Source organism: Arthrobacter ruber (genome assembly GCF_002954225.1).
In the GTDB taxonomy this organism is placed as follows: domain Bacteria; phylum Actinomycetota; class Actinomycetes; order Actinomycetales; family Micrococcaceae; genus Arthrobacter_D; species Arthrobacter_D ruber.
In genome coordinates this window covers 307,810-331,843 of record NZ_PPTH01000018.1, presented here as the reverse complement: position 1 = coordinate 331,843, position 24,034 = coordinate 307,810, and the positions used below count along the sequence as shown (strand labels likewise).

The following is a 24,034-nucleotide window of genomic DNA, read 5'->3' as shown; positions in this document are numbered from 1 at the left end:
GGGCATGGTGGCGTACGCCCCGCCTGTCCGGCCGCGGGCACGCCTCGTGATCAACCTTACAAGGTGGCCTGCGGCGTCCTGCCCGCATACATCACGTCGACGTCCCAGCGCGTGAAACCGAGCTTCCGGTACAGGGCGACGGCGGCCGTGTTGTCGGCATCGACGTACAGCATGATGGCCTGCAGCCCCTTGCCGTGCAGGTACTCGATGCCCGCGATGGTCAGCGCCTTGCCGAGCCCCATGCCCTGGGCCTCGGGGGTCACGCCCACCACGTACACCTCGCCCATGGCCGGATGGGCGCCCACCGCGGGATGCACCTTCGTCCAGTGGAAGCCGAGCAGGGTGCCGTCCTCCCGCACCGCGAGCAGGAAGCCCTCGGCGTCGAACCATTCCTCGGCCATGCGGGCCTCGAGGTCCGCACGCGTCGTCGCGCCCTGCTCGGGGTGGTGGGCGAAGGCGGCCGCGTTGGCCGCCAGCCAGGCCTCCTCGTCCTGGCCGGGGACGAACGGCCGCAGCGTCACGCCCTCGGGTAGGTGCACCTGGGGAACGGACTGCTCGACGGCGGCGCGGGTCAGGCGCATGCGCCACAGCTCACGCACGGGTTCGAAGCCGAAGCGTGCGGCGAGGTCCGCGGCGGCGGAGGAGTTGCCGTGCGACCAGCCGCGGAGGCCCTGGATGCCCTCCGCCAGGACCGCCTCGACGAGGGCGGTACCGGCGCCCTCACCCCGGCAGTCGGGTCCGACGACGAGCTCCAGCGATGCGCCGTCCTCGACGCCGCGGGTGACGACGGCGACGCCGGCGAGCTCGTCGTCCTGCCCCGTGGCGCGCGCGGTGAGGACGAGCAGGCCGTCGCCGGCGTCGCTGGCGCGGAGGGTCAGGAGGGTCTGCTCCGACAGCGGCGGGTTGCCGTCGGCCTCCGCGGCGGTTGCGGCGAGGCCTTGGATCTCGGCGAGGACGGCGGCCGGGGGAGCACCCGTGGCCCTGTCGACGGACCAGGTGGGGACGTGCTGCGCGGCGGTCATGCGCCCAGCCTAGTCCCGCGTGCGCTGCCGTTTGGTGCGAGGTCCGGTCTGCGATAGTCTGATGATTCGCTCGAGGGGGATGCACCAGTGGGGTGCCCGCGATACGTTCGACCCGTATGTCCTCCACCAGGGTTCCGCGAGGAACACGGGAAAGGCCCCTTCCACCGTCGGGTGGGAGGGGCCTTTCGCGTATCCGGTCCTCAGGCGTCCTGGTCGACGGAGCTGCGGTCCTCGGGCTGGCGGGTCAACGTGAAGCGGTACCCGACGTTGCGGACCGTCCCGATCAGCTGCTCGTGGTCCGACCCCAGCTTCGCGCGCAGGCGCCTCACGTGGACGTCGACGGTGCGCGTGCCGCCGTAGTAGTCGTAGCCCCACACCTCGTGCAGGAGCTGGTCGCGGGTGAACACGCGGCCCGGGTGCTGCGCCAGGTACTTCAGCAGCTCGAACTCCTTGTAGGTCAGGTTCAGCGGCTCCCCGGCGACACGCGCGGTGTAGCTCGCCTCGTCGATCACGACGCCGGACGCATGGATCTCGGTGCTCGTCTCCTCGTTGGCCGCGGCCGACCGCGCGATGACGAGGCGCAGGCGGGCCTCCACCTCCGCGGGACCCGCCGAGTCGAGTACGACGTCGTCCGCCAGCCAGTTGGCTGCCACGGCCGCCATGCCGCCCTCGGTGAGCACGAGGACCAGGGGGGCGTCGAGACCGGTGGCCTTGAGCAGCTGCGTGAGGGAGCGGGCGCCGACGAGGTCCTTCCGCGCGTCCACCAGGACGACGTCGCACGGTTCCGTCTCCAGGAGTGCCGTGGGCTCGGCCGCGAGCGTGTGCACCTTGTGGTTGAGCAGTTCCAGGGCGGGCAGGATCTCGACGGACGAGCCGGAGGTGTTGGTCAGCATCAGGATGTGCGGCATGTGTCCTCCACGGGTAGGGAACGCGCATCATCGGGCAGACGGCCCCCGGGCCCGGGGGCGGGACGGGGGCGGTAAAGATTTGGTTCAGTATAGCCGCAGCCCCGGAGCGGCGGGCCCGTGCACTCCCCTCCTGCATCCGTGGCTTTTCACACCGCCAGTCGGTGTAGGGCAGTATTGCTGGAGTGAAGAGGACGAGTGTGGCCGCAGCGGCCGGAGCCGCCGCGCTGGCGGCCGGGGCGATCGTCGCGTCCTCCTACATCTCGCTCTTGGCCGTGGCCGTGGTCACCGGCGTCGCCTGCGTGCTGGCCGCCATCGGCTGGCCGTACATCCTGCGCGTGCCCGCCAGGAAGAGCCAGTCCGCCGCCATCGGGCTGAGTGCCCTGCTCGCCGTCGTCCTCTCCGCCGTGACGCCCGGCCCGTCCTTCTTCGCCTGGTTCCCCGCCTGCGTGGCCCTCGGCGTCGGTGCCGTCTTCATGATCCAGCTCGTCCGCGGGACGGGGCAGAGCCTCCGCCTGGAATCGACCCTCGGAGCGAGCTCCGGGGTCGTCGCGGTTTGCATGGGTGCGGGCTGGGTGGCCGCCGATCGCCTTGCCGTGAACGCGGCCGACTCCGGCATGACACTCGTGACGGGGATCAGCGTCCTCATCAGCATCGCCGTCTGCCTCCTGCCCTTCCCCGACCGCCTCGTGGCCCCTGCCGCCGTCGTCCTCGCGGCGCTCGCCGGTCCGCTCGGTGCACTGCTGTTCACCGGCGTGCCCGCCCTGGCCGCCGCCGCCGTCGGGCTCGCGTGCGGTGCCGTGATCGCCGGGACGCGTCGGCTCCTCGTCGCCCGGGAAGCGCCGCTGGACAGCATCGCCGCCGTGGCCGCCGGCATCTCGCCGGTGCTCGCGATCGGCGCCGTCGTCTATCTCCTCGACACGCTCTTCCTGGCCTGAGGGTCCCGGGCGACGCATCCGGTGCTGTCCGGTGCTGTCCGGGCCGGGCGCTAGGATGGAATCATGTCCATCCTCGCTCTTGAAATCTTCTTCATCTCGCTGCTGGTCGTCGCCGGTCTCGGCATGGCGGGGTTCGCAGCCCTCGTCATCACCCGTCTGTACAAAGGCCAGAAGTAGCCGACCGACCCGGGAGTCCCCATGTCGATTGACCTGCCCACCGACCTCACGCCCGAGCTCGTCCCCCTGTCATGGCTCCTCGGAACCTGGGAGGGCACGGGCATGCTCGGCGAGGGTACCGCCGACTCGGAACGCTTCTCCCAGCGGGTGGAGTTCTCCCAGAACGGCCTTCCCTACCTGCAGTACAGCGCGGAGTCCTGGCTCATCGACGAGCAGGGCTCGCAGCTGCGCCCGCTGTCCATCGAGACAGGGTTCTGGGCGCTGGACCGCAAACTGAACGACGCAGACGTCGGGCCGGGGCTCAGCCCCGCGGACATCGTCCCGGCGCTCAAGACCGCCGACGAGGTGGAGCAGTTCCGCAACGACGCCGGCGGCTTCGACATCACGGCCACCATCGTGCATCCCGGCGGGATCGCCGAGCTCTACTACGGCAGCATCAGGGGACCGCAGATCCAGCTCAGCACCGACCTCGTGATGCGCGGCCAGCACTCCAAGGAGTACACCGCCGCCACCCGCCTGTTCGGCCTGGTGGAGGGCAATCTCTACTGGCGCTGGGACGTGGCCGCGGACGGCAACTCCCTCGAGGCCCACGCCTCGGCCATCCTCAGGAAGTCATCCTGACCCCACCGGCTCCCGGACCGGTGGCCGGAAGGGCCGCCGCGCGGCCCATCCGCCGGGCCGCGCCGGGCGCGCCCTGAGGCAGGAATAGTCCCGCCCGGAAGGCGTTATACCGTCATGACCCCATACAGCCTTTTCCTGAGCCGACCCGGCGCCGTCGAGGGTGGCGGAGCGGATGCCGGGGTGGCGTCCCACTACGGGGATCCCTTCCGCGAACAGCGCCTCCTGGCCGCCGGCGAGGCCGTCGTCGACCTCTCGCACCGGGGCGTCGTGACGGTGTCCGGGCCGGACCGCCTCAGCTGGCTCAACACGCTGTCCTCGCAGCTGCTCCTCGGCCTGCAGCCCGGACAGAGCTCCGAGACACTGCTCCTCACCGTGCAGGGCCGCATCGAGTACTCCGCGCACGTCGTGGACGACGGCGCCACCACCTGGCTCATCACCGAGGGCGGCGAGGCGGCGCCCATGGCCGCGTTCCTCGAGCGCATGAAGTTCATGCTCCGCGTGGAGGTCACGGACGCCACCGACGCCTGGGCCGTCCTCGGCTCGGTCAGGGCGCTGCCCGCCCTGGGCGACGCCGTCGTGTGGGAAGATCCGTGGCCCACCGTCGGAACGGGCGGCTACGCCTACTCCACCGTCGATGACGCCCATCCCGGACGGGAGAGGCCCTGGTTCGAATACCTCGTGCCGCGCGACGCCCTAGAGACCGCGGTCTCCTCGACCGGCCTGGCTGTGGCGGGTTCCCTCGCCGCAGAGGCCCTGCGCATCGCCGCATGGCGTCCCCGGCCCGGATTCGAGACCGACGAGAAGACCATCCCGCACGAGCTGGACCTCATGCGCACGGCTGTGCACCTCGCGAAGGGCTGCTACAAAGGCCAGGAGACCATTGCCCGGGTGCACAACCTCGGGCATCCGCCGCGCCGGCTCACGTTCCTGCACCTCGACGGCAGCCAGCACACCCTTCCCGCGCCGGGCAGCGCGGTGGTCAGCGAGGGCCGCACGGTGGGCCGGGTCACCTCGGTGGCGCACCACCACGAGATGGGGCCGATCGCCCTCGCCATCCTCAAGCGCTCTGTCGACGCCTCGGCGGACCTGCTCGTGCAGGACGGCGAGGAACGGTATGCCGCCGGCCAGGAGGTCATCGTCGCACCCGATGCAGGGCAGGTCGTCGGGCGGGCGACGGGCTTCCTGAAGGCTCCGCGATGAGCGCGGGGGACGACCAGGACACGACCGACGCAGGGCCACGTGTCGATGACGGCGCTGCAGCCGCGATAGCCCTGGCTCATGCGCTGTTCGATGCGGCCCGGCAGGGCGACAGCGCGACCCTCGTCCGGTACCTCGACGCAGGAGTACCCTTCACGCTGACCAATACCGCCGGCGACAGCCTGCTCATGCTCGCCGCCTACAACGGGCACCCGGCCATCGTGCGCGACCTCCTGGCGCGCGGCGCCGATCCCGACCAGGCCAACGACCGCGGACAGACCCCGTTGGCGGGTGCCGTCTTCAAGGGGCATACCGACGTCGTGCGGCTCCTCGTCGACGCCGGAGCGGATTCGGAGACGGGATCACCGTCGGCCCGTGCCGCCGCCGGCATGTTCGGGCGCACGGAACTCGTGGCTCTGTTCGACCGGTAGGACCCACCGGCCCGCGGCCTCACCGGGGTTCGAGGACCACCGAGGTCTGCGTCCCCCCGTAGGCGAATCCCGCCCGTCGGGCCGTGCGCTGGGAAGCGGTATTGTCCGTCCGGGCACGCCACTGGGGCACGAGGCCCGCCGCCATGGCCTCCTCGACCGCGACGGCCGCCACACGCCCGGCGTAGCCCCTGCGCCGTTCGTCGGGTGGGGTGAGGACGGCGACGTGCGCGAGGATGCCCTCCCAGATGTCGTACCCGGCGCCCGCCAGCGGCGTGGGCCCTCCGGCGTCCGCGCCCTCCGCACCGGCTGCACCCTCTGCAGGGCTCCCCTCGTCCACCAGCACGAACGGGTACTGGACGTCGCCCAGCCCCGCCTCGGCGACGTCGTCCGGCGGGCACCTGCGCTCGAGTGCACGGACGAGCGCGCCCTCGCTGGAGACGACGGCGGGCGGTCCCTCGAACTCGGGGAGCGCGTCGCAGAAGTACAGCTGCGCCTCGCCGAGCCCGCGTCCGCCGTGGTTCCGCGTGAGCGTGAGCAGCGTCGAATGGCTGCGGAGCTCCACCCCCGGCAGGTCCCGTGCTGCGTCGACGGCCCAGGCAGGACCCCTGAGGACCTCCCGACCGAACAGGGTCACGAAGGACAGCACGGAGGCGGTGTCATCGATGCTGCACAGGCGCCCGGTGCCGCCGTCGCCGAGGGCGCCGTCGTCGAGCCCGAGCAGGCGCGACCAGGCCAGCTGGATGATCGAGACGGTCCCCGGGTCGAGTTGCATCGCTCAGCCGAAGAGGATGGCGGCTTCGTCGTAGCGGTGCTGCGGGACCCGCTTGAGGTTCCCGAGCGCGGCCTCGAAGCCCACGTGCGCGATCTCCGTGCCGTGCAGGGAGACCATGGTGCCCCACAGTTCGTCCTTCACCGAGTCCACCGCGGCCATGCCGAGACGGGTGGCGAGCACACGGTCGAACGACGTCGGCACGCCGCCACGCTGGATGTGGCCGAGGATCGTGGCGCGGGTCTCGATACCCGTACGGGCCTCGAGCTCCGGCGCGAGCTGGTCCGAGATCCCGCCCAGGCGGGGGCGGCCGAAGGTGTCCAGGCCCCGTTCGGAATGGGCCTGCTCCATGTGGGAGGGCACGAATCCCTCGGCGACCACGACGAGCGGAGCGCGGCCACGGGCATTGGCGGTGGAGACCCAGTCGGCGATCTGCTCGATGCTGGTCTGCTGCTCGGGGATCAGGATGGCGTGGGCGCCGGACGCCATGCCGGCGTGCAGGGCGATCCAGCCCACGTGGCGGCCCATGACCTCGGCGATCATGCAGCGGCTGTGGGACTCTCCCGTGGTGCGCAGCCGGTCGATCGCCTCCGTGGCGATCTGCACGGCGGTGTCGAAGCCGAAGGTGTAGTCGGTGGCGTCCAGGTCGTTGTCGACGGTTTTGGGCACGCCGACGATCTTGAGGCCGAGGTCCGTGAGCCGCTTGGCCGCAGCCAGTGTGCCTTCGCCACCGATCGCGATCATCGCGTCGATGCCGAGGCGATCCAGGTTCTCCTTGATGGCCTCCGCGCCGCCCTTGCCCTCGAAGGGGTTGGTCCGGGAGGTCCCGAGGATCGTGCCGCCCTGCTTGGAGATGCCCCGCACCGCGTGTCGGGGGAGGTCGATGACATCGCCCTCGACGACGCCGCGCCACCCGTCACGGAAGCCCACGAACTCCTGCTCGTGCACTTTGATGCCCTTGAGCACCGCACCGCGGATGACGGCGTTGAGCCCGGGGCAGTCGCCGCCGCTGGTGAGGATTCCGATCTTCATGTGGCGTGGGGTTCCTTCGAGAGGGAGTGGATGAACCGTCGGGAGCACGCCGTCGGGCCCGACTATGATTCTAGACACACCCGGGCCGCGCCGGCCGTCGGAGGGCTTCTCCCTCCGACGCTCGTCCACCCGGACGACGCTGGTCCTGCGGAGCACGTAGGCTGGGACCGTCCGGCGCACGAGGGGCTCGAGCCCCGGCGGGTGCGCGCCCACCCGGTCCGAGGAGGACGCCCGCAGTGCCCCAGGCAGGTTTCGCGCCAGCGGCGCTGCGCATGGTCCATATCTCCCGACCGGTCCTCTGGATCAACACGCTGGGCACCGGCGTCGTCGGGATGTGGCTCACCGGGACGTTCTGGCAGGCCGAGGCGTTCGCGCTCCTTCTCTGGCTCACGCTGCCGTTCAACCTGCTCATCTACGGCGTCAACGACATCTTCGACCAGGACACCGACGCCCTCAACCCGCGCAAGGGATCGCTCGAGGGCGCCCGTATCAGGGCGTCCGAGGTGCGCGCCATCTGGATCTCCGTCCTGGTCACCAACGTGCCGTTCCTCGTGTGGTTCGCGCTGACCCTGCCGCCGACTGCCCTCGCCTGGATAGCGCTCTACGCCCTGGTCTTCGTCTTCTACTCCGCTCCGCCCCTGCGCTTCAAGGCCCGTCCGTACCTCGATTCGATTAGCAACGCCGCCTACGCCTTCCCGCTCGTCCTCGTCCCCTACGCGCTGGGCGACACCCCGGTGTGGGCCGCCGCGATCGGACTGATGGCCTGGAGCGCGGCCAAGCACACGTACGACGCCGTCCAGGACATCGACGAGGACAGGGGAGTGGGCATCACGACGACGGCGGTGAGGCTCGGGGTCCGCGGCGTGGTCGCCTGGAGCGGCGCGTGGTGGGCGGTCTCGACCGTGTGCTTCGCCCTCGTGAACATCCCGGTCGCCGTGGTGAACGCCCTGATCGCCGGCTGGCTCCTGTGGGGGCTGTACCGCGATCCGCGTCCCGAGACGGGCCACCGGCTCTACCGCTACTCGATCGCCTTCCCGTACGTGGCCGGGACCGTCGCCGGCGTCCAGCTCGTGGTGGCCCTGACGCTGGGCCTCTACTGATGAGCCGAATCGTCGTCGTCGGGGGCGGCATCGGCGGGCTCACGGCCGCCGCGCTGCTCGGACGTGCAGGCCACAGCGTGGTGCTGCTCGAGGCCTCGGACCACATCGGCGGGAAGAGCCGCCGCGTGGAGGTCGCAGGGCAGCGCATGGACACGGGTCCGTCGCTCCTGACCTTCCCGGGGGTGTGGCAGGAACTCCTGGCACTGCTCGACGACGTCGCGCCGTCCCGTGCGGCTCCCGCGGCGGGCATCGCGGACCTCCGGCTCGAGCGGCTCGAGGAGGTCGGCACCTACTACTACCGCGGGGAGGAGTGCCCGCTGCCCGTGCCCGAGGGGCATCCCTGGCACGGGGCATGGGAGCGTTTCGCGAGCGAGCACGGGATCCTGGGCGGGGACGTGTCCAGCCTGCTGACCACGGGTCCGCTCGAGAAGGCTGCCTATCCTGCGCTCGCGAAGCTCGGCACGCTCTACGGGCGGAGGCTCACCACCCGCAGCTACCTCGACAGCCTGCCGTGGCTGCCGGAGGGTCTGCGGGAGGTCATCGCGATCCACACCCTCAATGCCGGGGTCAGCCCCACCCGTACGCCCGCCCTGTACGCGAGCATGCCGGCGATCATGGCCCAGGACGGCGTATGGATCCCCGAGGGCGGCATCTACGAGCTGGTGCTGGCCCTGGAGCGGCTCGCGGTCGAGGCCGGCGTCGAGATCCGCACCGGCGAGCCCGCGCGGCGCATCGCACGACGGCGGGTCGTCACGTCGACGGGCACCTACCCGGCCGACGCCGTCGTCAGTGCGGTCGACGCACACCGCCTCGGGGGGCTCCTGGCGGGCCGGACGCCCAGGACCCCGCGGAAGCTCACCTGCTCCGCCGTCGGCATCTACGCGGTCCTCACCCGGCCGCTCCCCGAGGGGACGAGCCGTCACGGCGTGATCATGCCCGACGACCCCGCGGCGCTGTACGCGAGCCTCGAGGCCGGCGACGAGCCCGAGCAGACCATGGCGTTCGCCAACTACTACCCGGCACACGGGGTGTACCCGAACGCGTCGGCGACCCTCGCGCTGCTCCTGACGGCACCGGCGAACGGCAGGACGTACTCGCTGGAGGACCCCTTCGTGCGGCGCGAACTCGAGAGGACCACGCGCGTGCTGGGCCTGCCCGAGCCGATCGAGGCGTACTTCGGCAGCCACGAGATCCTCGATCCCGGCTATTTCGGCGAGCGCGGCTCGGCCGGCGGCGCCCTGTACGGCGCGGTGCATCCGGCCTGGATGAGCGGCCCGTTCCACGTGCCGCCGTACTCGGACCCGCTGCGGCCGTGGCTGTGGCGCGTCGGGGCCTCGGTGCATCCGGGCGGAGGGCTCCCGGCGGTTCTCGGTGGAGCGATGATGTCCACCCGGAAGCTCCTGGCAAGGCTCGACTCCGGGGAGTAGCCGCACCGGGTCGTGAGGATGCGCCCTGGAGTGCAGGTGTGGCGGTCGTACGGCCCGGCGCCCGCCGAGGCTGCGTGCCCATCGGCGGAGGACGCAGCAACGATGCGCAGGAGCAGTCGCCTCAGACGTGCGGAGCTGCCTCCGCAGGCTCGCCGGGCGCCGGCAGAGCGTCCCTGGTCCGGGCGAGCTGCAGGCGACGCCGGACCAGCAGGACGATCAGGGCTGCTGCCAGCACGGCCGGGAACACGAGCCCCGAGAAGACGCACACGCCCAGCCACAGGAACATCGAGACGAGCAGGCTGTCGAGCAGCCCCGGCCGGAGCGGCACATCGGTGAGGCGCCGACCGCCGATCCAGGTCACGAGGGCCGACGCGATGAGCCCCGAGATGAGCCACCCACCGTAGTTGGACAGCGGCACCCCGTAGTACGGGCCGCCGTCGGGCCAGATCCAGAAGCCGAGCGACACCGCCCCGGGATCCAGGACGCCGTCGATCACGACGAGCAGGAGCCCCCCGAGGACGATCCTGCGCAGCGTGGTCCCGCTGCCCGACACCACGGCCACCGCTCCGATGACCAGGGGCACGTAGGACAGCGGCAGCAGGTACGGCACGAGGCCCAGGATCGTCGGGCCGAGCGGGTCGCCGTAGTAGAACGAGCCGTACGGGAAGCCTGTCGCCACCCCGAACCCCTCGATCAGGTAACCGAACACGGACACGGCGGCCAACGCCGCGGCACCCCGTGCTGCACCCAGCTGCCGGACGAGAGCGATGAACGCCGGCAGCGCGATCAGGAGGTTGAAGCCGTAGGACGCGTAGCTGGCCCCCTCGACGTCGGGGAAGCGCACCACGAAGTAGCCGGAGACGAAGAGGAACACGCAGGAGATGATGAGCAGGCGAGGGAGGCTGCGGGCAGCGGTGGACTTCGACACGCAACCCATCCTCGCAGGTTGCCCGGCTCCGCACCCTGCATGCAGGAGGGGGCGTCCGCCATGTGCGGATGCCCCCTCATCCGGGGTGTGCCTAGTTCGCGAGAATCTTCTGCAGGGCGATGGTGCCGTCGGTCGTGGGTAGCAGCAGCCACAGCACGGCGTAGAGCGGCAGCCCGATGAACGGGAGCAGGAAACTCAGCAGCATCACGATGCGCACGTAGCTCACGCGCCAGCCGTACTGCCGGGCGATTCCCGCGGCGATTCCGCCGAGGATGCCGCCTGGTGCGCGCTTGATGGGTGAGGTGCGGAGGAAGCGGTAGAAGGACTGCATGATGGGCCTTTCGGTGCTCGATCGGTTGGACGGGAGGGCCGTGTGCTGCTCAGTATGCCGTTGAACGGGGATCATCGTCCTGGCCGTAGGCGGCACCGTACGTCGGACTGTACGTCGGGCCGGCGTCGACGCCGTCGTCGTCAGCCTGCCTCGCGCGCAGGGACAGGACGCCGCCGATGACGAGTGACAGTCCCACGCCGACGAGGAGCCCGAGGGCCACCACCACCGGGTCGATCGACAGGGTGACGAACTGGCCGACGAGGAGCAGGAGGGCGACGGCGAGGATCAGGGCCCCCCAGACGATGGTGGCGACGCGGGCGCGACGCTTCGGCCGGGACAGCAGGGTACTCATGGTGTGTCTCCTGTGGGAGAGGGAACGGGAGTGGGAGAGGGGTCGCGGATATCGGGCGGGGAGATGTCAGTGCCGTTCGACACCACGATGGTGACCTCACTCAGTGCACCCCTGACATCCAGGACGAGGGCGGCTCCGGTGGCGTCGGGGTTCAACTCCCCGTCACTCAGCTGCAGCACGCCGTCCTCGCCCCGGAACTGCGGTGCTGCGTCGGATTCCGTGGACGCGCCCTGCGCGTCCGCGCTTCCGAGTGCCATGCGGGTACGCACCTCGACGGGCACGTCATCGGGGACGATCACCGTGACATCGCTGGCCAGGGAGTTCACCGGCACCACGACATCGCGGGTGGGGGAGGGCAGCTCGGCGAGGTCGATGGTGGTCTCCGCCACCAGGATGCTGTAGCCGTCGGACGCCGTCTGGAGCGAGGGCGGTACGGTCCGCGCCTGCTGCGCGACGATCCAGTCGCCTCCCACCACGGTGAACGACGCGACGAGCGCCCCGAGCGCCGCGAGCGCCGCCGTCAACCCCACCAACCCCGAGGTACGTCCCCGGGCGCCGAGCGCGATCACGCCGAGCGCGAGGAGGATCGCGGCCGCCGCGAGCGCCACGACGGCGGGATTGGCGGCGTCGAGGATGTTCGCGTAGTCGAGCACGAGGACGACGGCGGCGACGATGACCGCCCCTCCGAGCAGGAGTGCCGTGGTCGGTCCCGACGGGCGGGGAGGCCGCTTGTCGACGGTCCGGGAGGGACGGGGCTGGACGTCCGTGTCCACGACTCCCGACCCGGAGTAGGAGGACGTCTCCGACCACCCCTGGTACGGCCGGTAGGGCTCGTAGGTCTGGGGGTAGCCCCGGAGCGGGCTTGTCTGCGCCGCGGGCCGGTACGGCAGGGGAACGGTCCTGTGGACCTCCTCCAGCGCTCCGGTGGGGTCCTCGCGCTCGCCGTCGCCGCTGTCGTCGTCGTCCGAGGGCGCCGCGCGTCTCTCCGTGGGATCGCCGGACGCCGTGTCTCCGGGTGCCGCACCGGGCGCGAGGTTCGTGGGGCCCACGGAAGTCGCGGAACCTGCGAACGCGGAGGCCCCTGTGGAACCGGTCCCCGTGGACCCTGTTCCGGTGGAGTCCGGTCCTCCGGCTGAGGGCGACCCGCCAGGACCAGTCGGAGCGGGACCGGACGGAGCGGGACCGGACGGCGCGGGACCGGACGGAGCGGGACCGGACGGCGTCGGACCGGACGGCGCGGGACCCGACGGAGCCGAGCCGAAGGGAGCCGAGCCGAAGGGAGCCGGGCCCGCGGGCGGAACAGGGCCGGATCCCGGACCGCCGTCGCTCCCTGGGCTGCCACCGAAGCCGGGCATCCCGGGGCGGGTCCTGCCGCCGCTGGAGCGGTTGACGATCCAGTACACGAGGAGTGCCACCGCGCCGATCCAGAACATCGTCCACAGGAAGCCGCCGCCGTCCCCTCGGAAGGGGACGTTGGGACCCCAGAGGCCGATCGTTATCAGGACGGCAGCTCCGGTCAGCCCCGAGGTCCATGAGCCCCGATGGGCCTGCTCCAGGTGGATGCGTCCGTCGGGCTCCGGGAGCAGTGCCCAGGCGAGTCCGTAGAGGAGTACGCCGATGCCGCCGAACACCGCGAGGACCACGATGAGGCCCCGGACGAGTGCCAGGTCCAGGCCCGTCCGGCGGGCAACCCCGCCGGCTACCCCGCCCAGCCAGCGGTCCGGTGTCCGCGTGACGTCGAGCCCGCGGACCCATCGGTAGAACGACGACGAGGTGGATTGCCCCGTCGGAGTCGGTGCGGCCGGTTGTTGCTGCCAGGACGGCCCGCCTGGGTTCGGTGCTGAGGTCATGCCTCCATGCTTCCTCCCGGCGCGGGGAGGGGGTATCGGGGCCGACCCTGATTGAACCCTGAGAGTGCCCTGATTCCCGTCCGGGAGGGGACCCGGACGGGCTCCCGTGTGCTGTGATATTGCTATGAGACCTCCGCTGCTGCGCAGAGCCGACGGCGTGATCGCCGGTGTGTGCGCCGGCCTCGCGGTGCACCTGGGCATCTCGCGGTCCTGGGTCCGGGTGGGCATGGTCATCCTGACCTTCGCCTCGGGTGCCGGCATCGTGCTCTACGCCTGGTTGTGGATCTTCGTGCCGACGGCTGCTGACAGGGCGGCCGAGGCAGGGCGCAAGAGCGGCCCGGCGGCCTTCATGCACGGCGTGGGGGCCGACCCGGGGCTCCTGACCCGATCGGGCGACCGAGGTGGAAACGCCGGCCACGGCAGGGCAGGTCGCTGCGGCCCTGGTGGGATGCACGGACGCGGTGTCCCCAGCGGTGTCAGCGCCTCCAGCGGCTCAGGTGCCTCCAGCGGGATCGCGGGCTCCGTCCTCCCCAGTGACTCCGGCATCCGCAGCGGGATCGTCGGCTCCGCCCTCCCCAGTGGCCTACACGCTCCGAGCAGGGCCGCGGGATCCGGCAGTACGGGCGGCTCGAGCACTCCGGACGGAGTCGCGGGTTCCAGCATCCCCGGCGGTTCAGGTGTTCCCGACGGCATCATGGGCGGCAGCACCGGCACCGGCAGCGCCGGCAGCACCGAGACGGCGACCCATGCCACCACGACCCGTCCCGCTGTCGGCCTCCTGGACCCTGATGCGTGGCGCGATCGCACGGTGAGCGCCGGTCGCCGCGAGATCCTCTTCGGCACGGCGATGCTGCTCGCAGCAGCGGTGCTGGTGGTGCAACTGCTCGGAGTGGACGTCAACTGGGGTTTCCTCGTCCCGATCGCCGTCGTGGCGACGGGCGCAGCCCTCGCCTGGTCCCAGCTCGACGAGGTGCGCAGGGCGAGGGTCATGAACCGAGCCGGGGCGGGACGGGTCGGGGGGACGCTGCGGCTGCTCGCGGGCCTCGTGCTCGTGATCGCGGGTGTCCTCGTCGCCCTGTCCAGCAGCGGATCGTGGACCCTGACGGTGGCCACCCTCGTGGCCGTGCTCGCGGTGCTGGCCGGCGTCGGGCTGGTCCTCGCGCCATGGGGCCTCAAGTTCTGGCGGGACCTCGAGACGGAACGGGCGGGCCGCGTGCGTGAGACGGAACGCGCGGAGATGGCCGCCCATCTGCACGATTCCGTCCTGCAGACCCTCGCGCTCATCCAGAACCGGGCCGATTCGGAGACCGACGTGCTGCGCCTGGCCCGCGCCCAGGAGCGCGAACTGCGCCAGTGGCTGTTCGCGGACCCGGCCCGCGATCCGGGGAGCCTCGCCGAACGGCTGCGCGTCATGGCCGGCGAGATCGAGGACCGCTACGGCCATCCGGTCGCCGTCGTCGCCGTCGGGGATGCCGTCCTGGGACCGGCGGAGGACGCCCTGGCGCAGGCGGCACGGGAAGCCATGGTCAACGCGGCGAAGCACGCGGGCGTCGCCGTGTCCGTGTACCTCGAGGCCGGTCCGGAGATCGTCGAGGTCTTCGTCCGTGACCGCGGACCGGGCTTCGACCTCTCCGCAGTGCCGGCGGACCGCCTCGGCATCCGCGAGTCGATCCACAGTCGGATGGCGCGCCACGGCGGGTCGTCGGACCTGCGCAGCGACGAGGACGGCACGGAGGTGCGGCTCAGGCTGCCGCGGCCGGTCCGCAGCGACGCATAGGGCAGGCGGGGAGGCGAGCCGGCGTGACCGGTCCGACGGCGCAGAGCGCGGCTCCTCTAGGCTGGCCGCAGCGGAACGGTGTCCGCCGGCCGGTGGACACCGGATGGACGGCAGCCGAGAGAGCCGGCCGGCAGGACGAGCGACAGACGACGAAGAAGCACGGCCCGCAGAGGGCCGCTGGGAGGGGCAACCGTGGACAGCGACAACCCACGCGTACATGAGCAGGCACCCGGGACGGTGTCGGTGGTCATCGTCGACGACCACGGCATCTTCCGTTCGGGCCTGCGGGCCGCGCTCGGCGCCGTCATCGACGTACTCGGAGAGGCCGCCACGGTGGAGGAGGCCGAAACCGTCATCACGGCCACCGCGCCCGACGTCGTCCTCCTGGACGTGCACCTGCCGGGAGGACACGGCGGCGGTGGCGCCGAGGTGATCCACCGTTGTGTCCGGCGCGGGACGACCTCCCGGTTCCTGGCCCTCAGCGTGTCGGACTCCGCGGAGGACGTGGTCGCGGTCATCCGTGCCGGGGCACGGGGCTACGTCACCAAGACCATCTCCGGACCCGAGATCACCGACGCGGTGCAGCGCATCGCCTCGGGGGACGCCGTGTTCTCCCCGCGCCTGGCCGGCTTCGTCCTGGACGCCTTCGGTACCACGTCCGTCGCCGTCGACGACGAGCTCGACCGTCTCTCGGCCCGCGAACTGGAGGTCATGCGGCTGATCGCCCGCGGCTACAGCTACAAGGAGACCGCGAAGGAGCTCTTCATCTCCGTGAAGACCGTGGAGACGCACGTCTCCGCGGTGCTGCGGAAGCTGCAGCTGTCCTCGCGCCACGAACTCACGCGGTGGGCCACGGAGCGCAAGCTGCTCTGACCGCACCAAGCCGGGGCGTCAGCGCACGGAGCCGAGGAACTCCTGCAGGCGCGCCACGCCGGTCGCGAGGTCCTCGTCGCCGAGGGCGTAGGACAGGCGCAGGTAGCCACTGGGCCCGAACGCCTCGCCGGGGACGACGGCCACCTCTGCCTTCTCGAGGATCAGTGCGGCGAGTTCGGCCGACGTCGCAGGGACCTCCCCGCCGAAACTTCGCCCGAGCAGGGCCCGCACATCCGCATAGGCGTAGAAGGCACCATGGGGTGTGGGGCACTCCACGCCCTCGATCCGGTTCAGCGCCGACACCATGGCCCGGCGGCGGCGGTCGAACGCCACCTTCATCTCGTCGACGGCCGTCAGCGGACCCGACACCGCAGCCAGTGCGGCCATCTGCGGGACGTTGGACACGTTCGACGTGGCATGCGACTGCAGATTGGTCGCCGCCTTCACGAGGTCCTTCGGGCCGATCATCCAGCCCACGCGCCAACCCGTCATCGCGTAGGTCTTCGCGACACCGTTGAGGATCACCACCTTGTCACCGAGGGAGGGCGCGGCCGTCGCGATCGAGGTGAACGGCACGCCGTCGTACGTCAGGTGCTCGTAGATCTCGTCCGTCACGACCCAGAGTCCGCGCGCTGCAGCCCACTCGCCGATCTCCCGGACGGCGTCGGCACCGTAGACGGCACCGGTGGGGTTCGACGGCGAGACGAACAGCAGCACCTTCGTGCGCGGCGTCAGCGCGGCCTCGAGCTGGTCGACGGTCACCAGGTACCCCTGGTCCGGGCCGGCGAACACCTCCACGGGCACGCCGCCCGCGAGACGGATGGCCTCGGGGTAGGTGGTCCAGAACGGCGTGGGCACGAGGACCTCGTCCCCCGGGTCGAGGAGGGCAGCGAAGGACTCGTAGACGGCTTGCTTGCCGCCGTTGGTCACGAGGACCTGCGCCGGGTCCACCGCGTAGCCGGAGTCGCGCAGCGTCTTCTCGGCGATGGCCTGCTTCAGGTCGGGGAGGCCGCCGGCAGGGGAGTAGCGGTGGAACCGCGGTTGGCGCGCGGCGTCGATCGCCGCCTCGACGATGTACTCCGGCGTCGGGAAGTCCGGCTCGCCGGCGCCGAAGCCGATGACGGGCCGGCCGGCGGCCTTCAGCGCCTTCGCCTTCGCATCGACGGCCAGGGTGGCCGACTCGGTGATGGAGCCGATCCGCCGGGAGATCCGGGGGAGTGCTGCGCGGAGTGAGTCGTCGGTTGTCGCGTTCATCGGATCCCGTTCCGTGAGGGTCTCTGGTCAGCCTCCAGCTTAGGCCGTGGCCTCAGCCCGGCCCCCACTGCGGCTCCTCCGCGTCGCCGGCCCCGGCGCACGGTCCCGGGGAGAGCCGCGCAACGACGTCCCGTGAACCGGTGCGGGCGCGCCGGTTCGACGTTCCGGCGGTGAGTGCGTAGACTTGTTCCTCGGTGTTGAAACACCATGATGGTTCGTGCCCTCGCCGGGCAGTCCGGAGTGGAAGCAGTACTGGTTCAAAACCAAAGGGTAGTGGCGCAATTGGTAGCGCAGCGGTCTCCAAAACCGCAGGTTGCAGGTTCGAGTCCTGTCTGCCCTGCGCGTGGCCTTCGCGGCAAGCTGGCGAAGGCACGGCAGAAACAGATCACGAAGCCCCGGCGCAGGCACAGGCCCCGCGCGGCGGTAAACATGATCAGCTGGGGGCGCCACTGGTGGTCCGGCTGGAACACCACACAGATTGATGAGGTTGACGGTGACCGATACGGCTGCGAGCAGCTCCATGGGAAGCCCCGCCGAGAAGAAGGCGCCCCGACGCGGGTTCTTCGCACGCATCATGCTGTTCGTCCGCCAGGTCTTCGCCGAGCTGGGCAAGGTCGTCACGCCCACCCGCCGGGAACTGGTCAGGTTCACCATCACCGTGCTCGTCTTCGTGGTCATCATGATGCTCATCGTGACCGGGCTGGACCTCCTGTTCGGCCGCGGCGCGCTGTGGGTCTTCGGCGAGAGCTGATCCCCACCGCAGGAATGCACGCTCCCGCACGTCTGGTGTGCGTCGGGGTGAGTACAGGCAAGCAAGACAACTCTTGAAAGCAGGCGGCTAGGTGTCCGAGCAAGAACTCGAACGGCAGATCACTCCCGAAGATGGTCTGGAGAACGAGGAGTACGGAGCGGAGGCGGAAGCCTCCGACATCGACGTGCCTGCTGACGACTCCGACGCGTACCCCTCCGACACCGACGTCGTGTCCGAGGACGGGCTCCTCGCGGACGACGCCGAGGTGGCCACCGGCATCGAGGACGAATCGGACGAGTCCGACGCCGACATCGAGGCCACCGCCACGGCCGCCGTCGAGGAGGCTGCAGGCGCGATCGACGAAGCAGCCTCCTCGGAGGGCGACGCCGCCGGAGAGGCTCCCGCCGAGGACCCCGTGGCCGCGTTCAAGGCCAAGCTTCGCCGGCAGGACGGCGACTGGTACGTCATCCACTCCTACGCCGGCTACGAGAACCGCGTGAAGGCGAACCTCGAGACCCGCATCCAGACCCTCGACATGGAGGATTTCATCTTCGAGATCCAGGTGCCGATGGAAGAGGTCGTCGAGATCAAGAACACCACGCGGAAGATCGTCAACCGCGTGCGTATCCCCGGCTACGTGCTGGTGCGCATGGATCTCACCGACGAGTCCTGGGGCGCGGTGCGGCACACCCCGGGTGTCACCGGCTTCGTGGGCAACGCCCACAACCCGGTGCCGCTGAGCCTGTCCGAGGTGTTCTCCATGCTGGAGCACACGATCGTCCACACGGACGCCGAGTCGGGCAAGCCCGTCCAGCCGCAGTTCACCCCGGCGACCGTCAACTTCGAGGTCGGCGAGTCCGTGACCGTCAACGAGGGTCCGTTCGAGACCCTCCCGGCCACGATCTCCGAGATCAAGCACGAGTCGCAGCAGCTCGTCGTGCTGGTCTCGATCTTCGAGCGCGAGACCCCGGTCACGCTCTCCTACAACCAGGTCACCAAGATCCAGTAAAGCTTCGGTGCCTCCCGACTCGCTTGGTCGGGGAGCGCCGTGACGGCCGTCGCGCCATGACGGCCACCACCCCGCAGGACGCTCCTGTCCGGCGGGAACGCAATGCAAGAGAAGGACCCTTTCATGGCCCCCAAGAAAAAGGTCACCGGCCTCATCAAGCTGCAGATCAACGCAGGCGCCGCCAACCCGGCTCCTCCGATCGGTCCCGCACTTGGCCAGCACGGTGTCAACATCATGGAATTCTGCAAGGCGTACAACGCCGCCACGGAATCCCAGCGCGGAAACGTCATCCCCGTGGAGATCACGGTGTACGAGGACCGCTCGTTCACCTTCGTCACCAAGACCCCTCCGGCAGCCGAGCTCATCAAGAAGGCCGCCGGCGTCGCCAAGGGTTCGGGTACGCCCCACACGGTCAAGGTCGCCAAGCTGACCAACGCACAGGTCGAGGAGATCGCCACCATGAAGATGGAGGACCTCAACGCCAATGACGTGCAGGCAGCCGCGAAGATCATCGCCGGCACCGCCCGCTCCATGGGCATCACGGTCGAGGGCTAAGAGCCTTCACCTCCGCCCCGTCCGGTCCGCCGGACAGGGCACACCACCATTTCACAGCACGACGGGGCCCCAGTGGCGGCCCGTCGTGAGTGGCAGGGCCCAGCGCGGTCCGACGACCACGACTGCATAAGGAGAACAAGCAGATGGCACAGCGCAGCAAAGCATACAAGGGAGCTGCCGCGAAGATCGAGGCGGACAAGCAGTACGCCCCCCTCGAAGCGGTAGTCCTCGCCAAGGAGACCAACCCGTCGAAGTTCGACGCCACGGTCGAGGTGTCCTTCCGTCTCGGAGTGGACCCCCGCAAGGCGGACCAGATGGTCCGCGGCACCGTGAACCTCCCCCACGGTACCGGCAAGACCGCCCGCGTCCTGGTCTTCGCGACCGGTGACCGGGCCGAGGCCGCGATCGCGGCTGGCGCCGACTTCGTGGGCTCGGACGACATGATCGAGAAGGTCTCCGGCGGCTGGACCGACTTCGACGCAGCGGTCGCGACCCCCGACCTCATGGGCAAGGTGGGACGCCTCGGAAAGATCCTCGGCCCCCGCAACCTCATGCCCAACCCGAAGACGGGCACGGTCACGGCGGACGTCGCCAAGGCCGTCACCGACATCAAGGGCGGCAAGATCGACTTCCGCGTCGACAAGCACTCGAACCTCCACTTCATCATCGGCAAGGTCTCCTTCGACGAGCAGAAGCTGGGCGAGAACTACGCCGCAGCACTCGAGGAGATCCTCCGACTGAAGCCGTCGGCTTCGAAGGGCCGCTACATCCAGAAGGCCACTGTCTCGACCACCTTCGGTCCCGGCATCTCCGTCGACCCGAGCGTCACCAAGGTCTTCACCGTCTAATTCTTGCAGGATGATCTCGACGAAGCCCCGCGGCACGCGCCGCGGGGCTTCTTCGTGTCCGCCAGCACTACTGATTGAGAAAACCCAATCGGTTCCCCTATGCTGGGCCGATGACCTTCACGATCGAGCAGCTCCCGATCCCCGCGACCCTCGAGGCGCCAGGGGGGAATGACTTCGCCCGGAGCGCGGCGGTCAGCAACGAGGTGGAACACGGCCTGTGGGGCCACGACGACTTCCGGCTGGACGTCCGGGAGCGCCTCACCATGATGCAGCCCACGCCGGACCGCGAGCGCGTCCTCGGCGTCGCTCGGGATCGCGGCGAGATCGTCGCCAATGCCCGTCTCAGCATCCCGCAGCGCGACAACCTGCGCACCGCATACCTCCAGATCGAGGTGCTGCCCTCGCATCGGCGACGGGGCGCGGCCACCGCACTCCTCGCCTTCATGGAGCACCAGGCCGCGTCCTGTGGCAGGAGCATCATCATGTCGTGGAGCGATGCCCGCGTCGACGGGCATGACGGGCAGGACCGGCCGTTCCTCGTGCCGCCGACGGGCGCCGGTGTCTTCCCTGCCGACGACGCCTCGGCGGTCCTCGCCCTGCAGGCGGGGTTCGACCTGGTCCAGGTCGACCGCCAGAGCGTCCTCGACCTCGGTATCCTGCGACAGGATCAGGACGGGACGCACGGCCTGGAGGCACAGGAGTCCGAGGCTGCAGCGGCGGGGTCGGGCGAGTACACGCTCCTCGGCTGGGCGGATCGCTGTCCGGAACACCTGGTGGGCGACTATGCGCTCCTGCGGCAGCGGATGAGCACCGACCCTCCCCTCGGCGGTTTCGCGCAGGAGGAGGAGTTGTGGGATGCCGGCCGCATTCGCCGGGAGGAGGAGACGTCCCTCGCGGGCGGCGCCTCCAGCCTCGTCTGCGCGGTCCAGCACGCCTCCACCGGACAGCTGGCAGGGCACACCATCCTCGAGCGCTTCGGATCGAGGCCGGCCGTGGTGTACCAGGAGGACACGCTCGTCCTGAAGGAGCACCGCGGGCACAGGCTCGGCATGTGGCTGAAGGCGGCCAATCTCCGGCGTGCACTCGACGAGTGGCCGGACGCCCGGCGGGTCTACACCTGGAATGCCGAGGAAAACACGTTCATGCTCGCCGTCAACGTGGCCCTGGGCTTCCGCGCGGCCGGGCGCACCGCCGGGTGGCAGAAGGTCCTCTCCTAGGGATGGGAGCCGGCCCGATTTGGAGGCCGCGGCCCGGTCCCGTAGGCTTGGAGCACCAAAGACCGTCGGTCGGTCCACCTCCGCTTCCTGGCAGCGCATTCGTGCGTGTCCACGAAGAAGGACACGGATCCGAAAGTTCCCGTCAGGGACGGCCTACGCAGGTGATACGAAGCTCCTCTCCACCGGCCCCGTGCCCGTGTCGAGCAAGGCCCCGTGCATCTGCGCGGGGCGTTTTTATTGGAGCTGGAAAGCCGGCGCCTATTCCCCGGAAGGAGGGTTATGGCAACGCCAACAAAGGTTTCTGCAGTGGATGAGATCACCACCGATTTCAAGGATTCCACCGCCGCTGTCCTGACCGAATACCGCGGGCTCACCGTTGCTCAGCTCAAGGACCTGCGTCGTGCCCTCGGCAACGACAACAAGTTCTCCGTCGTCAAGAACACCCTGACGGGCATCGCGGCGAAGGAGGCGGGCATCGACGCGTTCGACGGCCAGCTGTCCGGACCCACCGCGATCGCCTTCATCAAGGGTGACGCCGTCGCTGCAGCCAAGAGCCTCACGGATTTCGCGAAAGCCAACCCGAAGCTCGTCATCAAGACTGGAATCTTCGAGGGCAAGGCCCTCAACGCTTCGGAGGTCGTCGCCCTGGCGGCCCTCGAGTCGCGTGAACTCCAGCTCGCCCGGGTGGCAGGTGTCCTCAAGGCACCGATGTCCGCCCTGGCCCGCACGGTCGATGCACTGCGCATCAAGCTCGAGGAGGAAAGCGGCGCTGCACCTGCAGCCGACGCCGACGCTCCTGCAGCCGAGGAGGCCGCTGCTCCCGCAGAGGCCGCCACGGAGGCTCCCGCCGAGGAAGCCGCAGCAACCGAGGCGAACTAGCTTCTCTTCGACCCACACACTCCGGTGCAGTGCACCACTAAAGGAAGGACGCCTCCCATGGCGAAGCTCACCAACGAAGAGCTCATCGAAGCTTTCAAGGAACTGTCCATCATTGAACTCTCGGACTTCGTAAAGCTGTTCGAGGAGACCTTCGATGTCACCGCTGCTGCTGTTGCAGTCGCAGGCCCCGCCGGCGGCGGCGCCGGCGAAGCCGCCGAAGAGGAGCAGACCGCGTTCGACGTGGTCCTCGAGGCAGCCGGCGACAAGAAGATCGCAGTGATCAAGGAAGTTCGCGCGCTCACCTCGCTGGGCCTCAAGGAAGCCAAGGACGTTGTCGACAGCGCCCCCAAGGCCGTCCTCGAAGGCGTCACCAAGGAAGCCGCGGACAAGGCCAAGGAGGCCCTCGAGGCCGCCGGCGCCACCGTCACCCTCAAGTAACACCTCCCTGCATCCGCGGCCGGCACACGCCGGTGGCCCCGCAGGACGAAAGAGCCCCGCTTCTCGCGAAGCGGGGCTCTTTCTCGTTCCGGGCGCTATGCGGCCGTCAGCGCCAGAGCAGGACGGCCTCGCCCTGTCCGCCGCCCCCGCACAGGCTGACCGCCGACTTCCCGCTCCCGCGCCGCGCCAGTTCCATGGCGGCGTGGAGGGCCAGCCGTGTGCCGGACGCACCGATCGGGTGGCCGAGCGCGATGGCCCCGCCGTGGATGTTGCACTGCTCGAGGGGGTAGTCGAGGTCCCTCAGGGACTGCACAGCGACCGACCCGAAGGCCTCGTTGATCTCGATGAAGTCGAGGTCGGCGGCGCTCCAGCCGGCCCGGTCGAGGGCCTGCAGGATGGCGGCCGAGGGCTGGGAGTGCAGCGTGTTGTCCGGTCCCGCCACCTGGCCCGGCCGCCCCACGACGGCGAGTACGGTGAGCCCGGCCTCCTCCGCATAGGAGCGCGTGGTCACGACGAGTGCCGCGGCGCCGTCCGACAGCGGGGAGGAGTTGCCCGCCGTGATGGCACCGTCGGGGTTGAACGCCGGCCGCAGCTTGGCGAGCGACTCGACGGTGGTCGTCGGCCGGATGCCCTCGTCGGTGGTGAGGACGACGTCGTCGCCCTTCCTCTGCTTCACGGTGACGGGGACGATCTCCTCCAGGAGGACGCCGCTGTCCGTGGCGGCCGCCGCGCGCCGGTGGGATGCCGCAGCCACCGCGTCCTGCTCGGCACGCGGTATCTCCAGGCGCACGTTCCCGCGTTCGGTCGAGGCTCCCATGGATTCGTCATCGAACGCGTCGGTGAGGCCGTCGTGCGCCACGGAGTCGAGGGCCTGGAGGGACCCGTAGGTCCAGCCCTGGCGTGAGCCGGGCAGGAGGTGCGGCCCGCGTGTCATCGATTCCTGGCCGCCGGCGACGACGACGCGGGCCTCACCGCTGCGGATGAGGCGGGCGGCGTCGATCACGGCGGTGAGGCCGGAGAGGCACACCTTGTTCAGCGTGACGGCGGGGACGTTCCAGGGGATGCCCGCCTTCACCGCGGATTGCCGGGCCGGGTTCTGCCCGCAGCCCGCCTGCACCACGTGGCCCATGATCACGGCGTCGACCGTCTCGGGCGCCACACCCGCGCGCTCGAGCGCACCGGTGATCGCGAGTGCGCCGAGCTCGACGGCGGAGAAGGAGGCGAGCTGTCCGTTCAGGCGTCCGAGGGGTGTCCGGGCGCCGCCGACGAGAACGACGTCGTCGGGGGCTGGCGTTAGTGTCGCCATGGCGATACTCTCTTTCGTCGTTGAAATGATGCCGCTCCCACCCTAGG

25 protein-coding genes and 1 tRNA gene are annotated in these 24,034 nt (G+C 70.2%); 16 read left to right on the top strand and 10 right to left on the bottom strand.

All coding sequences use genetic code 11. The features are described from left to right. Positions 1–56: 56 nt before the first annotated feature. Both mshD and CI785_RS15395 read right to left on the bottom strand, forming a co-directional pair. Positions 57–1,022 carry a mycothiol synthase gene (gene mshD, locus CI785_RS15400; RefSeq protein ID WP_105032952.1) on the bottom strand — a complete coding sequence of 322 codons (966 nt, stop codon included), beginning with the start codon at positions 1,020–1,022 and terminating at the stop codon, positions 57–59. A 200-nt stretch (positions 1,023–1,222) separates the two neighbouring features. Continuing rightward, positions 1,223–1,930, bottom strand: coding sequence for a winged helix-turn-helix transcriptional regulator (locus CI785_RS15395; RefSeq protein ID WP_105032951.1), 708 nt, complete (start codon positions 1,928–1,930; stop codon positions 1,223–1,225). 182 nt (positions 1,931–2,112) lie between these two features. Between CI785_RS15395 and CI785_RS15390 the strand changes: the two genes are divergently transcribed. From CI785_RS15390 to CI785_RS15375, 4 genes are all read left to right on the top strand, one after another. After that, positions 2,113–2,865 carry a hypothetical protein gene (locus tag CI785_RS15390; protein WP_240615229.1) on the top strand — a complete coding sequence of 251 codons (753 nt, stop codon included), beginning with the start codon at positions 2,113–2,115 and terminating at the stop codon, positions 2,863–2,865. Between the two features lie 198 nt (positions 2,866–3,063). Then, a complete protein-coding gene (locus CI785_RS15385) occupies positions 3,064–3,663 on the top strand; it encodes a nitrobindin family protein (RefSeq protein WP_105032950.1) in 600 nt (199 codons plus the stop codon). Between the two features lie 114 nt (positions 3,664–3,777). Then, positions 3,778–4,863: a CAF17-like 4Fe-4S cluster assembly/insertion protein YgfZ gene (gene ygfZ / locus CI785_RS15380; RefSeq protein ID WP_205753645.1), complete on the top strand. Its 1,086-nt coding sequence runs from the start codon at positions 3,778–3,780 to the stop codon at positions 4,861–4,863. Continuing rightward, complete coding sequence (locus CI785_RS15375) at positions 4,860–5,291, top strand: ankyrin repeat domain-containing protein (protein ID WP_105032949.1); 432 nt, start codon at positions 4,860–4,862, stop codon at positions 5,289–5,291. Before ygfZ ends, CI785_RS15375 begins: the two co-directional genes overlap by 4 nt. A gap of 19 nt (positions 5,292–5,310) precedes the next feature. Here CI785_RS15375 and CI785_RS15370 read toward each other — a convergent pair whose 3' ends face one another. Beyond that, positions 5,311–6,063: a GNAT family N-acetyltransferase gene (locus tag CI785_RS15370; protein WP_105032948.1), complete on the bottom strand. Its 753-nt coding sequence runs from the start codon at positions 6,061–6,063 to the stop codon at positions 5,311–5,313. Between the two features lie 3 nt (positions 6,064–6,066). After that, a complete protein-coding gene (locus CI785_RS15365) occupies positions 6,067–7,092 on the bottom strand; it encodes a 6-phosphofructokinase (protein ID WP_105032947.1) in 1,026 nt (341 codons plus the stop codon). A gap of 236 nt (positions 7,093–7,328) precedes the next feature. Between CI785_RS15365 and CI785_RS15360 the strand changes: the two genes are divergently transcribed. Next, positions 7,329–8,192 (top strand): UbiA family prenyltransferase, encoded by an 864-nt coding sequence (locus tag CI785_RS15360; RefSeq protein ID WP_240615228.1) that lies wholly within the window; start codon positions 7,329–7,331, stop codon positions 8,190–8,192. Beyond that, complete coding sequence (locus tag CI785_RS15355) at positions 8,192–9,619, top strand: phytoene desaturase family protein (protein ID WP_105032946.1); 1,428 nt, start codon at positions 8,192–8,194, stop codon at positions 9,617–9,619. Before CI785_RS15360 ends, CI785_RS15355 begins: the two co-directional genes overlap by 1 nt. A gap of 121 nt (positions 9,620–9,740) precedes the next feature. Here the strand turns inward: CI785_RS15355 and CI785_RS15350 are convergent, their stop codons facing one another. The 4 genes from CI785_RS15350 to CI785_RS17215 all read right to left on the bottom strand — a co-directional run bounded on the left by CI785_RS15350 (position 9,741) and on the right by CI785_RS17215 (position 13,080). After that, entirely contained in the window at positions 9,741–10,547 is an 807-nt protein-coding gene (locus tag CI785_RS15350; protein WP_157940294.1) for a carotenoid biosynthesis protein, read from the bottom strand. 91 nt (positions 10,548–10,638) lie between these two features. Further along, a complete protein-coding gene (locus CI785_RS15345; protein WP_105032944.1) occupies positions 10,639–10,878 on the bottom strand; it encodes a PspC domain-containing protein in 240 nt (79 codons plus the stop codon). 49 nt (positions 10,879–10,927) lie between these two features. Then, positions 10,928–11,230 (bottom strand): hypothetical protein, encoded by a 303-nt coding sequence (locus CI785_RS15340; RefSeq protein WP_105032943.1) that lies wholly within the window; start codon positions 11,228–11,230, stop codon positions 10,928–10,930. Continuing rightward, the gene (locus CI785_RS17215; protein ID WP_170068246.1) at positions 11,227–13,080 is read right to left on the bottom strand and encodes a PspC domain-containing protein; all 1,854 of its coding nucleotides are present in this window, start codon (positions 13,078–13,080) and stop codon (positions 11,227–11,229) included. Before CI785_RS17215 ends, CI785_RS15340 begins: the two co-directional genes overlap by 4 nt. Positions 13,081–13,204: 124 nt before the next feature. Between CI785_RS17215 and CI785_RS15325 the strand changes: the two genes are divergently transcribed. Beyond that, positions 13,205–14,857: an ATP-binding protein gene (locus tag CI785_RS15325; RefSeq protein ID WP_105032942.1), complete on the top strand. Its 1,653-nt coding sequence runs from the start codon at positions 13,205–13,207 to the stop codon at positions 14,855–14,857. Between the two features lie 192 nt (positions 14,858–15,049). Then, positions 15,050–15,730 carry a LuxR C-terminal-related transcriptional regulator gene (locus CI785_RS15320; protein WP_105032941.1) on the top strand — a complete coding sequence of 227 codons (681 nt, stop codon included), beginning with the start codon at positions 15,050–15,052 and terminating at the stop codon, positions 15,728–15,730. A gap of 18 nt (positions 15,731–15,748) precedes the next feature. On the opposite strand, the gene CI785_RS15315 is transcribed toward CI785_RS15320, so the two are convergent. Beyond that, on the bottom strand, positions 15,749–16,984 hold the full coding sequence (locus CI785_RS15315; RefSeq protein ID WP_105032940.1) for a pyridoxal phosphate-dependent aminotransferase: 1,236 nt from the start codon (positions 16,982–16,984) through the stop codon (positions 15,749–15,751). A gap of 267 nt (positions 16,985–17,251) precedes the next feature. Between CI785_RS15315 and CI785_RS15310 the strand changes: the two genes are divergently transcribed. The 8 genes from CI785_RS15310 to rplL all read left to right on the top strand — a co-directional run bounded on the left by CI785_RS15310 (position 17,252) and on the right by rplL (position 22,681). Further along, positions 17,252–17,324: transfer RNA gene (locus CI785_RS15310), tRNA-Trp, on the top strand. Positions 17,325–17,465: 141 nt separating this feature from the next. Further along, positions 17,466–17,735: a preprotein translocase subunit SecE gene (secE, locus tag CI785_RS15305; protein WP_105032939.1), complete on the top strand. Its 270-nt coding sequence runs from the start codon at positions 17,466–17,468 to the stop codon at positions 17,733–17,735. A gap of 91 nt (positions 17,736–17,826) precedes the next feature. Next, complete coding sequence (nusG, locus tag CI785_RS15300; protein WP_105032938.1) at positions 17,827–18,744, top strand: transcription termination/antitermination protein NusG; 918 nt, start codon at positions 17,827–17,829, stop codon at positions 18,742–18,744. Positions 18,745–18,867: 123 nt separating this feature from the next. Then, complete coding sequence (rplK, locus tag CI785_RS15295) at positions 18,868–19,299, top strand: 50S ribosomal protein L11 (protein WP_043440576.1); 432 nt, start codon at positions 18,868–18,870, stop codon at positions 19,297–19,299. A 143-nt stretch (positions 19,300–19,442) separates the two neighbouring features. Continuing rightward, a complete protein-coding gene (rplA, locus tag CI785_RS15290) occupies positions 19,443–20,147 on the top strand; it encodes a 50S ribosomal protein L1 (RefSeq protein ID WP_105032937.1) in 705 nt (234 codons plus the stop codon). A 110-nt stretch (positions 20,148–20,257) separates the two neighbouring features. Continuing rightward, positions 20,258–21,364: a GNAT family N-acetyltransferase gene (locus CI785_RS15285; RefSeq protein WP_105032936.1), complete on the top strand. Its 1,107-nt coding sequence runs from the start codon at positions 20,258–20,260 to the stop codon at positions 21,362–21,364. A 279-nt stretch (positions 21,365–21,643) separates the two neighbouring features. Then, complete coding sequence (gene rplJ / locus CI785_RS15280) at positions 21,644–22,243, top strand: 50S ribosomal protein L10 (protein ID WP_105032935.1); 600 nt, start codon at positions 21,644–21,646, stop codon at positions 22,241–22,243. A gap of 57 nt (positions 22,244–22,300) precedes the next feature. After that, positions 22,301–22,681 (top strand): 50S ribosomal protein L7/L12, encoded by a 381-nt coding sequence (gene rplL / locus CI785_RS15275; RefSeq protein WP_087076922.1) that lies wholly within the window; start codon positions 22,301–22,303, stop codon positions 22,679–22,681. Positions 22,682–22,787: 106 nt separating this feature from the next. On the opposite strand, the gene CI785_RS15270 is transcribed toward rplL, so the two are convergent. Beyond that, a complete protein-coding gene (locus CI785_RS15270) occupies positions 22,788–23,987 on the bottom strand; it encodes an acetyl-CoA C-acetyltransferase (RefSeq protein ID WP_105032934.1) in 1,200 nt (399 codons plus the stop codon). Between the last annotated feature and the right edge of the window lie 47 nt (positions 23,988–24,034).

What these genes read in the sequence shown, in the direction of transcription:
- CI785_RS15355 (WP_105032946.1), top strand. Translation starts at nt 8,192, where the DNA reads ATGAGCCGAATCGTCGTCGTCGGGGGCGGCATCGGCGGGCTCACGGCC.
- CI785_RS15395 (WP_105032951.1), bottom strand. Translation starts at nt 1,930, where the DNA reads ATGCCGCACATCCTGATGCTGACCAACACCTCCGGCTCGTCCGTCGAG.
- CI785_RS15270 (WP_105032934.1), bottom strand. Translation starts at nt 23,987, where the DNA reads ATGGCGACACTAACGCCAGCCCCCGACGACGTCGTTCTCGTCGGCGGC.
- rplA (WP_105032937.1), top strand. Translation starts at nt 19,443, where the DNA reads ATGGCACAGCGCAGCAAAGCATACAAGGGAGCTGCCGCGAAGATCGAG.
- secE (WP_105032939.1), top strand. Translation starts at nt 17,466, where the DNA reads ATGAGGTTGACGGTGACCGATACGGCTGCGAGCAGCTCCATGGGAAGC.
- CI785_RS15365 (WP_105032947.1), bottom strand. Translation starts at nt 7,092, where the DNA reads ATGAAGATCGGAATCCTCACCAGCGGCGGCGACTGCCCCGGGCTCAAC.
- CI785_RS15345 (WP_105032944.1), bottom strand. Translation starts at nt 10,878, where the DNA reads ATGCAGTCCTTCTACCGCTTCCTCCGCACCTCACCCATCAAGCGCGCA.
- CI785_RS15375 (WP_105032949.1), top strand. Translation starts at nt 4,860, where the DNA reads ATGAGCGCGGGGGACGACCAGGACACGACCGACGCAGGGCCACGTGTC.
- rplJ (WP_105032935.1), top strand. Translation starts at nt 21,644, where the DNA reads ATGGCAACGCCAACAAAGGTTTCTGCAGTGGATGAGATCACCACCGAT.
- rplL (WP_087076922.1), top strand. Translation starts at nt 22,301, where the DNA reads ATGGCGAAGCTCACCAACGAAGAGCTCATCGAAGCTTTCAAGGAACTG.
- CI785_RS15340 (WP_105032943.1), bottom strand. Translation starts at nt 11,230, where the DNA reads ATGAGTACCCTGCTGTCCCGGCCGAAGCGTCGCGCCCGCGTCGCCACC.
- CI785_RS17215 (WP_170068246.1), bottom strand. Translation starts at nt 13,080, where the DNA reads ATGACCTCAGCACCGAACCCAGGCGGGCCGTCCTGGCAGCAACAACCG.
- ygfZ (WP_205753645.1), top strand. Translation starts at nt 3,778, where the DNA reads ATGACCCCATACAGCCTTTTCCTGAGCCGACCCGGCGCCGTCGAGGGT.
- CI785_RS15370 (WP_105032948.1), bottom strand. Translation starts at nt 6,063, where the DNA reads ATGCAACTCGACCCGGGGACCGTCTCGATCATCCAGCTGGCCTGGTCG.
- CI785_RS15385 (WP_105032950.1), top strand. Translation starts at nt 3,064, where the DNA reads ATGTCGATTGACCTGCCCACCGACCTCACGCCCGAGCTCGTCCCCCTG.
- CI785_RS15325 (WP_105032942.1), top strand. Translation starts at nt 13,205, where the DNA reads ATGAGACCTCCGCTGCTGCGCAGAGCCGACGGCGTGATCGCCGGTGTG.
- CI785_RS15315 (WP_105032940.1), bottom strand. Translation starts at nt 16,984, where the DNA reads ATGAACGCGACAACCGACGACTCACTCCGCGCAGCACTCCCCCGGATC.
- mshD (WP_105032952.1), bottom strand. Translation starts at nt 1,022, where the DNA reads ATGACCGCCGCGCAGCACGTCCCCACCTGGTCCGTCGACAGGGCCACG.
- rplK (WP_043440576.1), top strand. Translation starts at nt 18,868, where the DNA reads ATGGCCCCCAAGAAAAAGGTCACCGGCCTCATCAAGCTGCAGATCAAC.
- CI785_RS15285 (WP_105032936.1), top strand. Translation starts at nt 20,258, where the DNA reads ATGACCTTCACGATCGAGCAGCTCCCGATCCCCGCGACCCTCGAGGCG.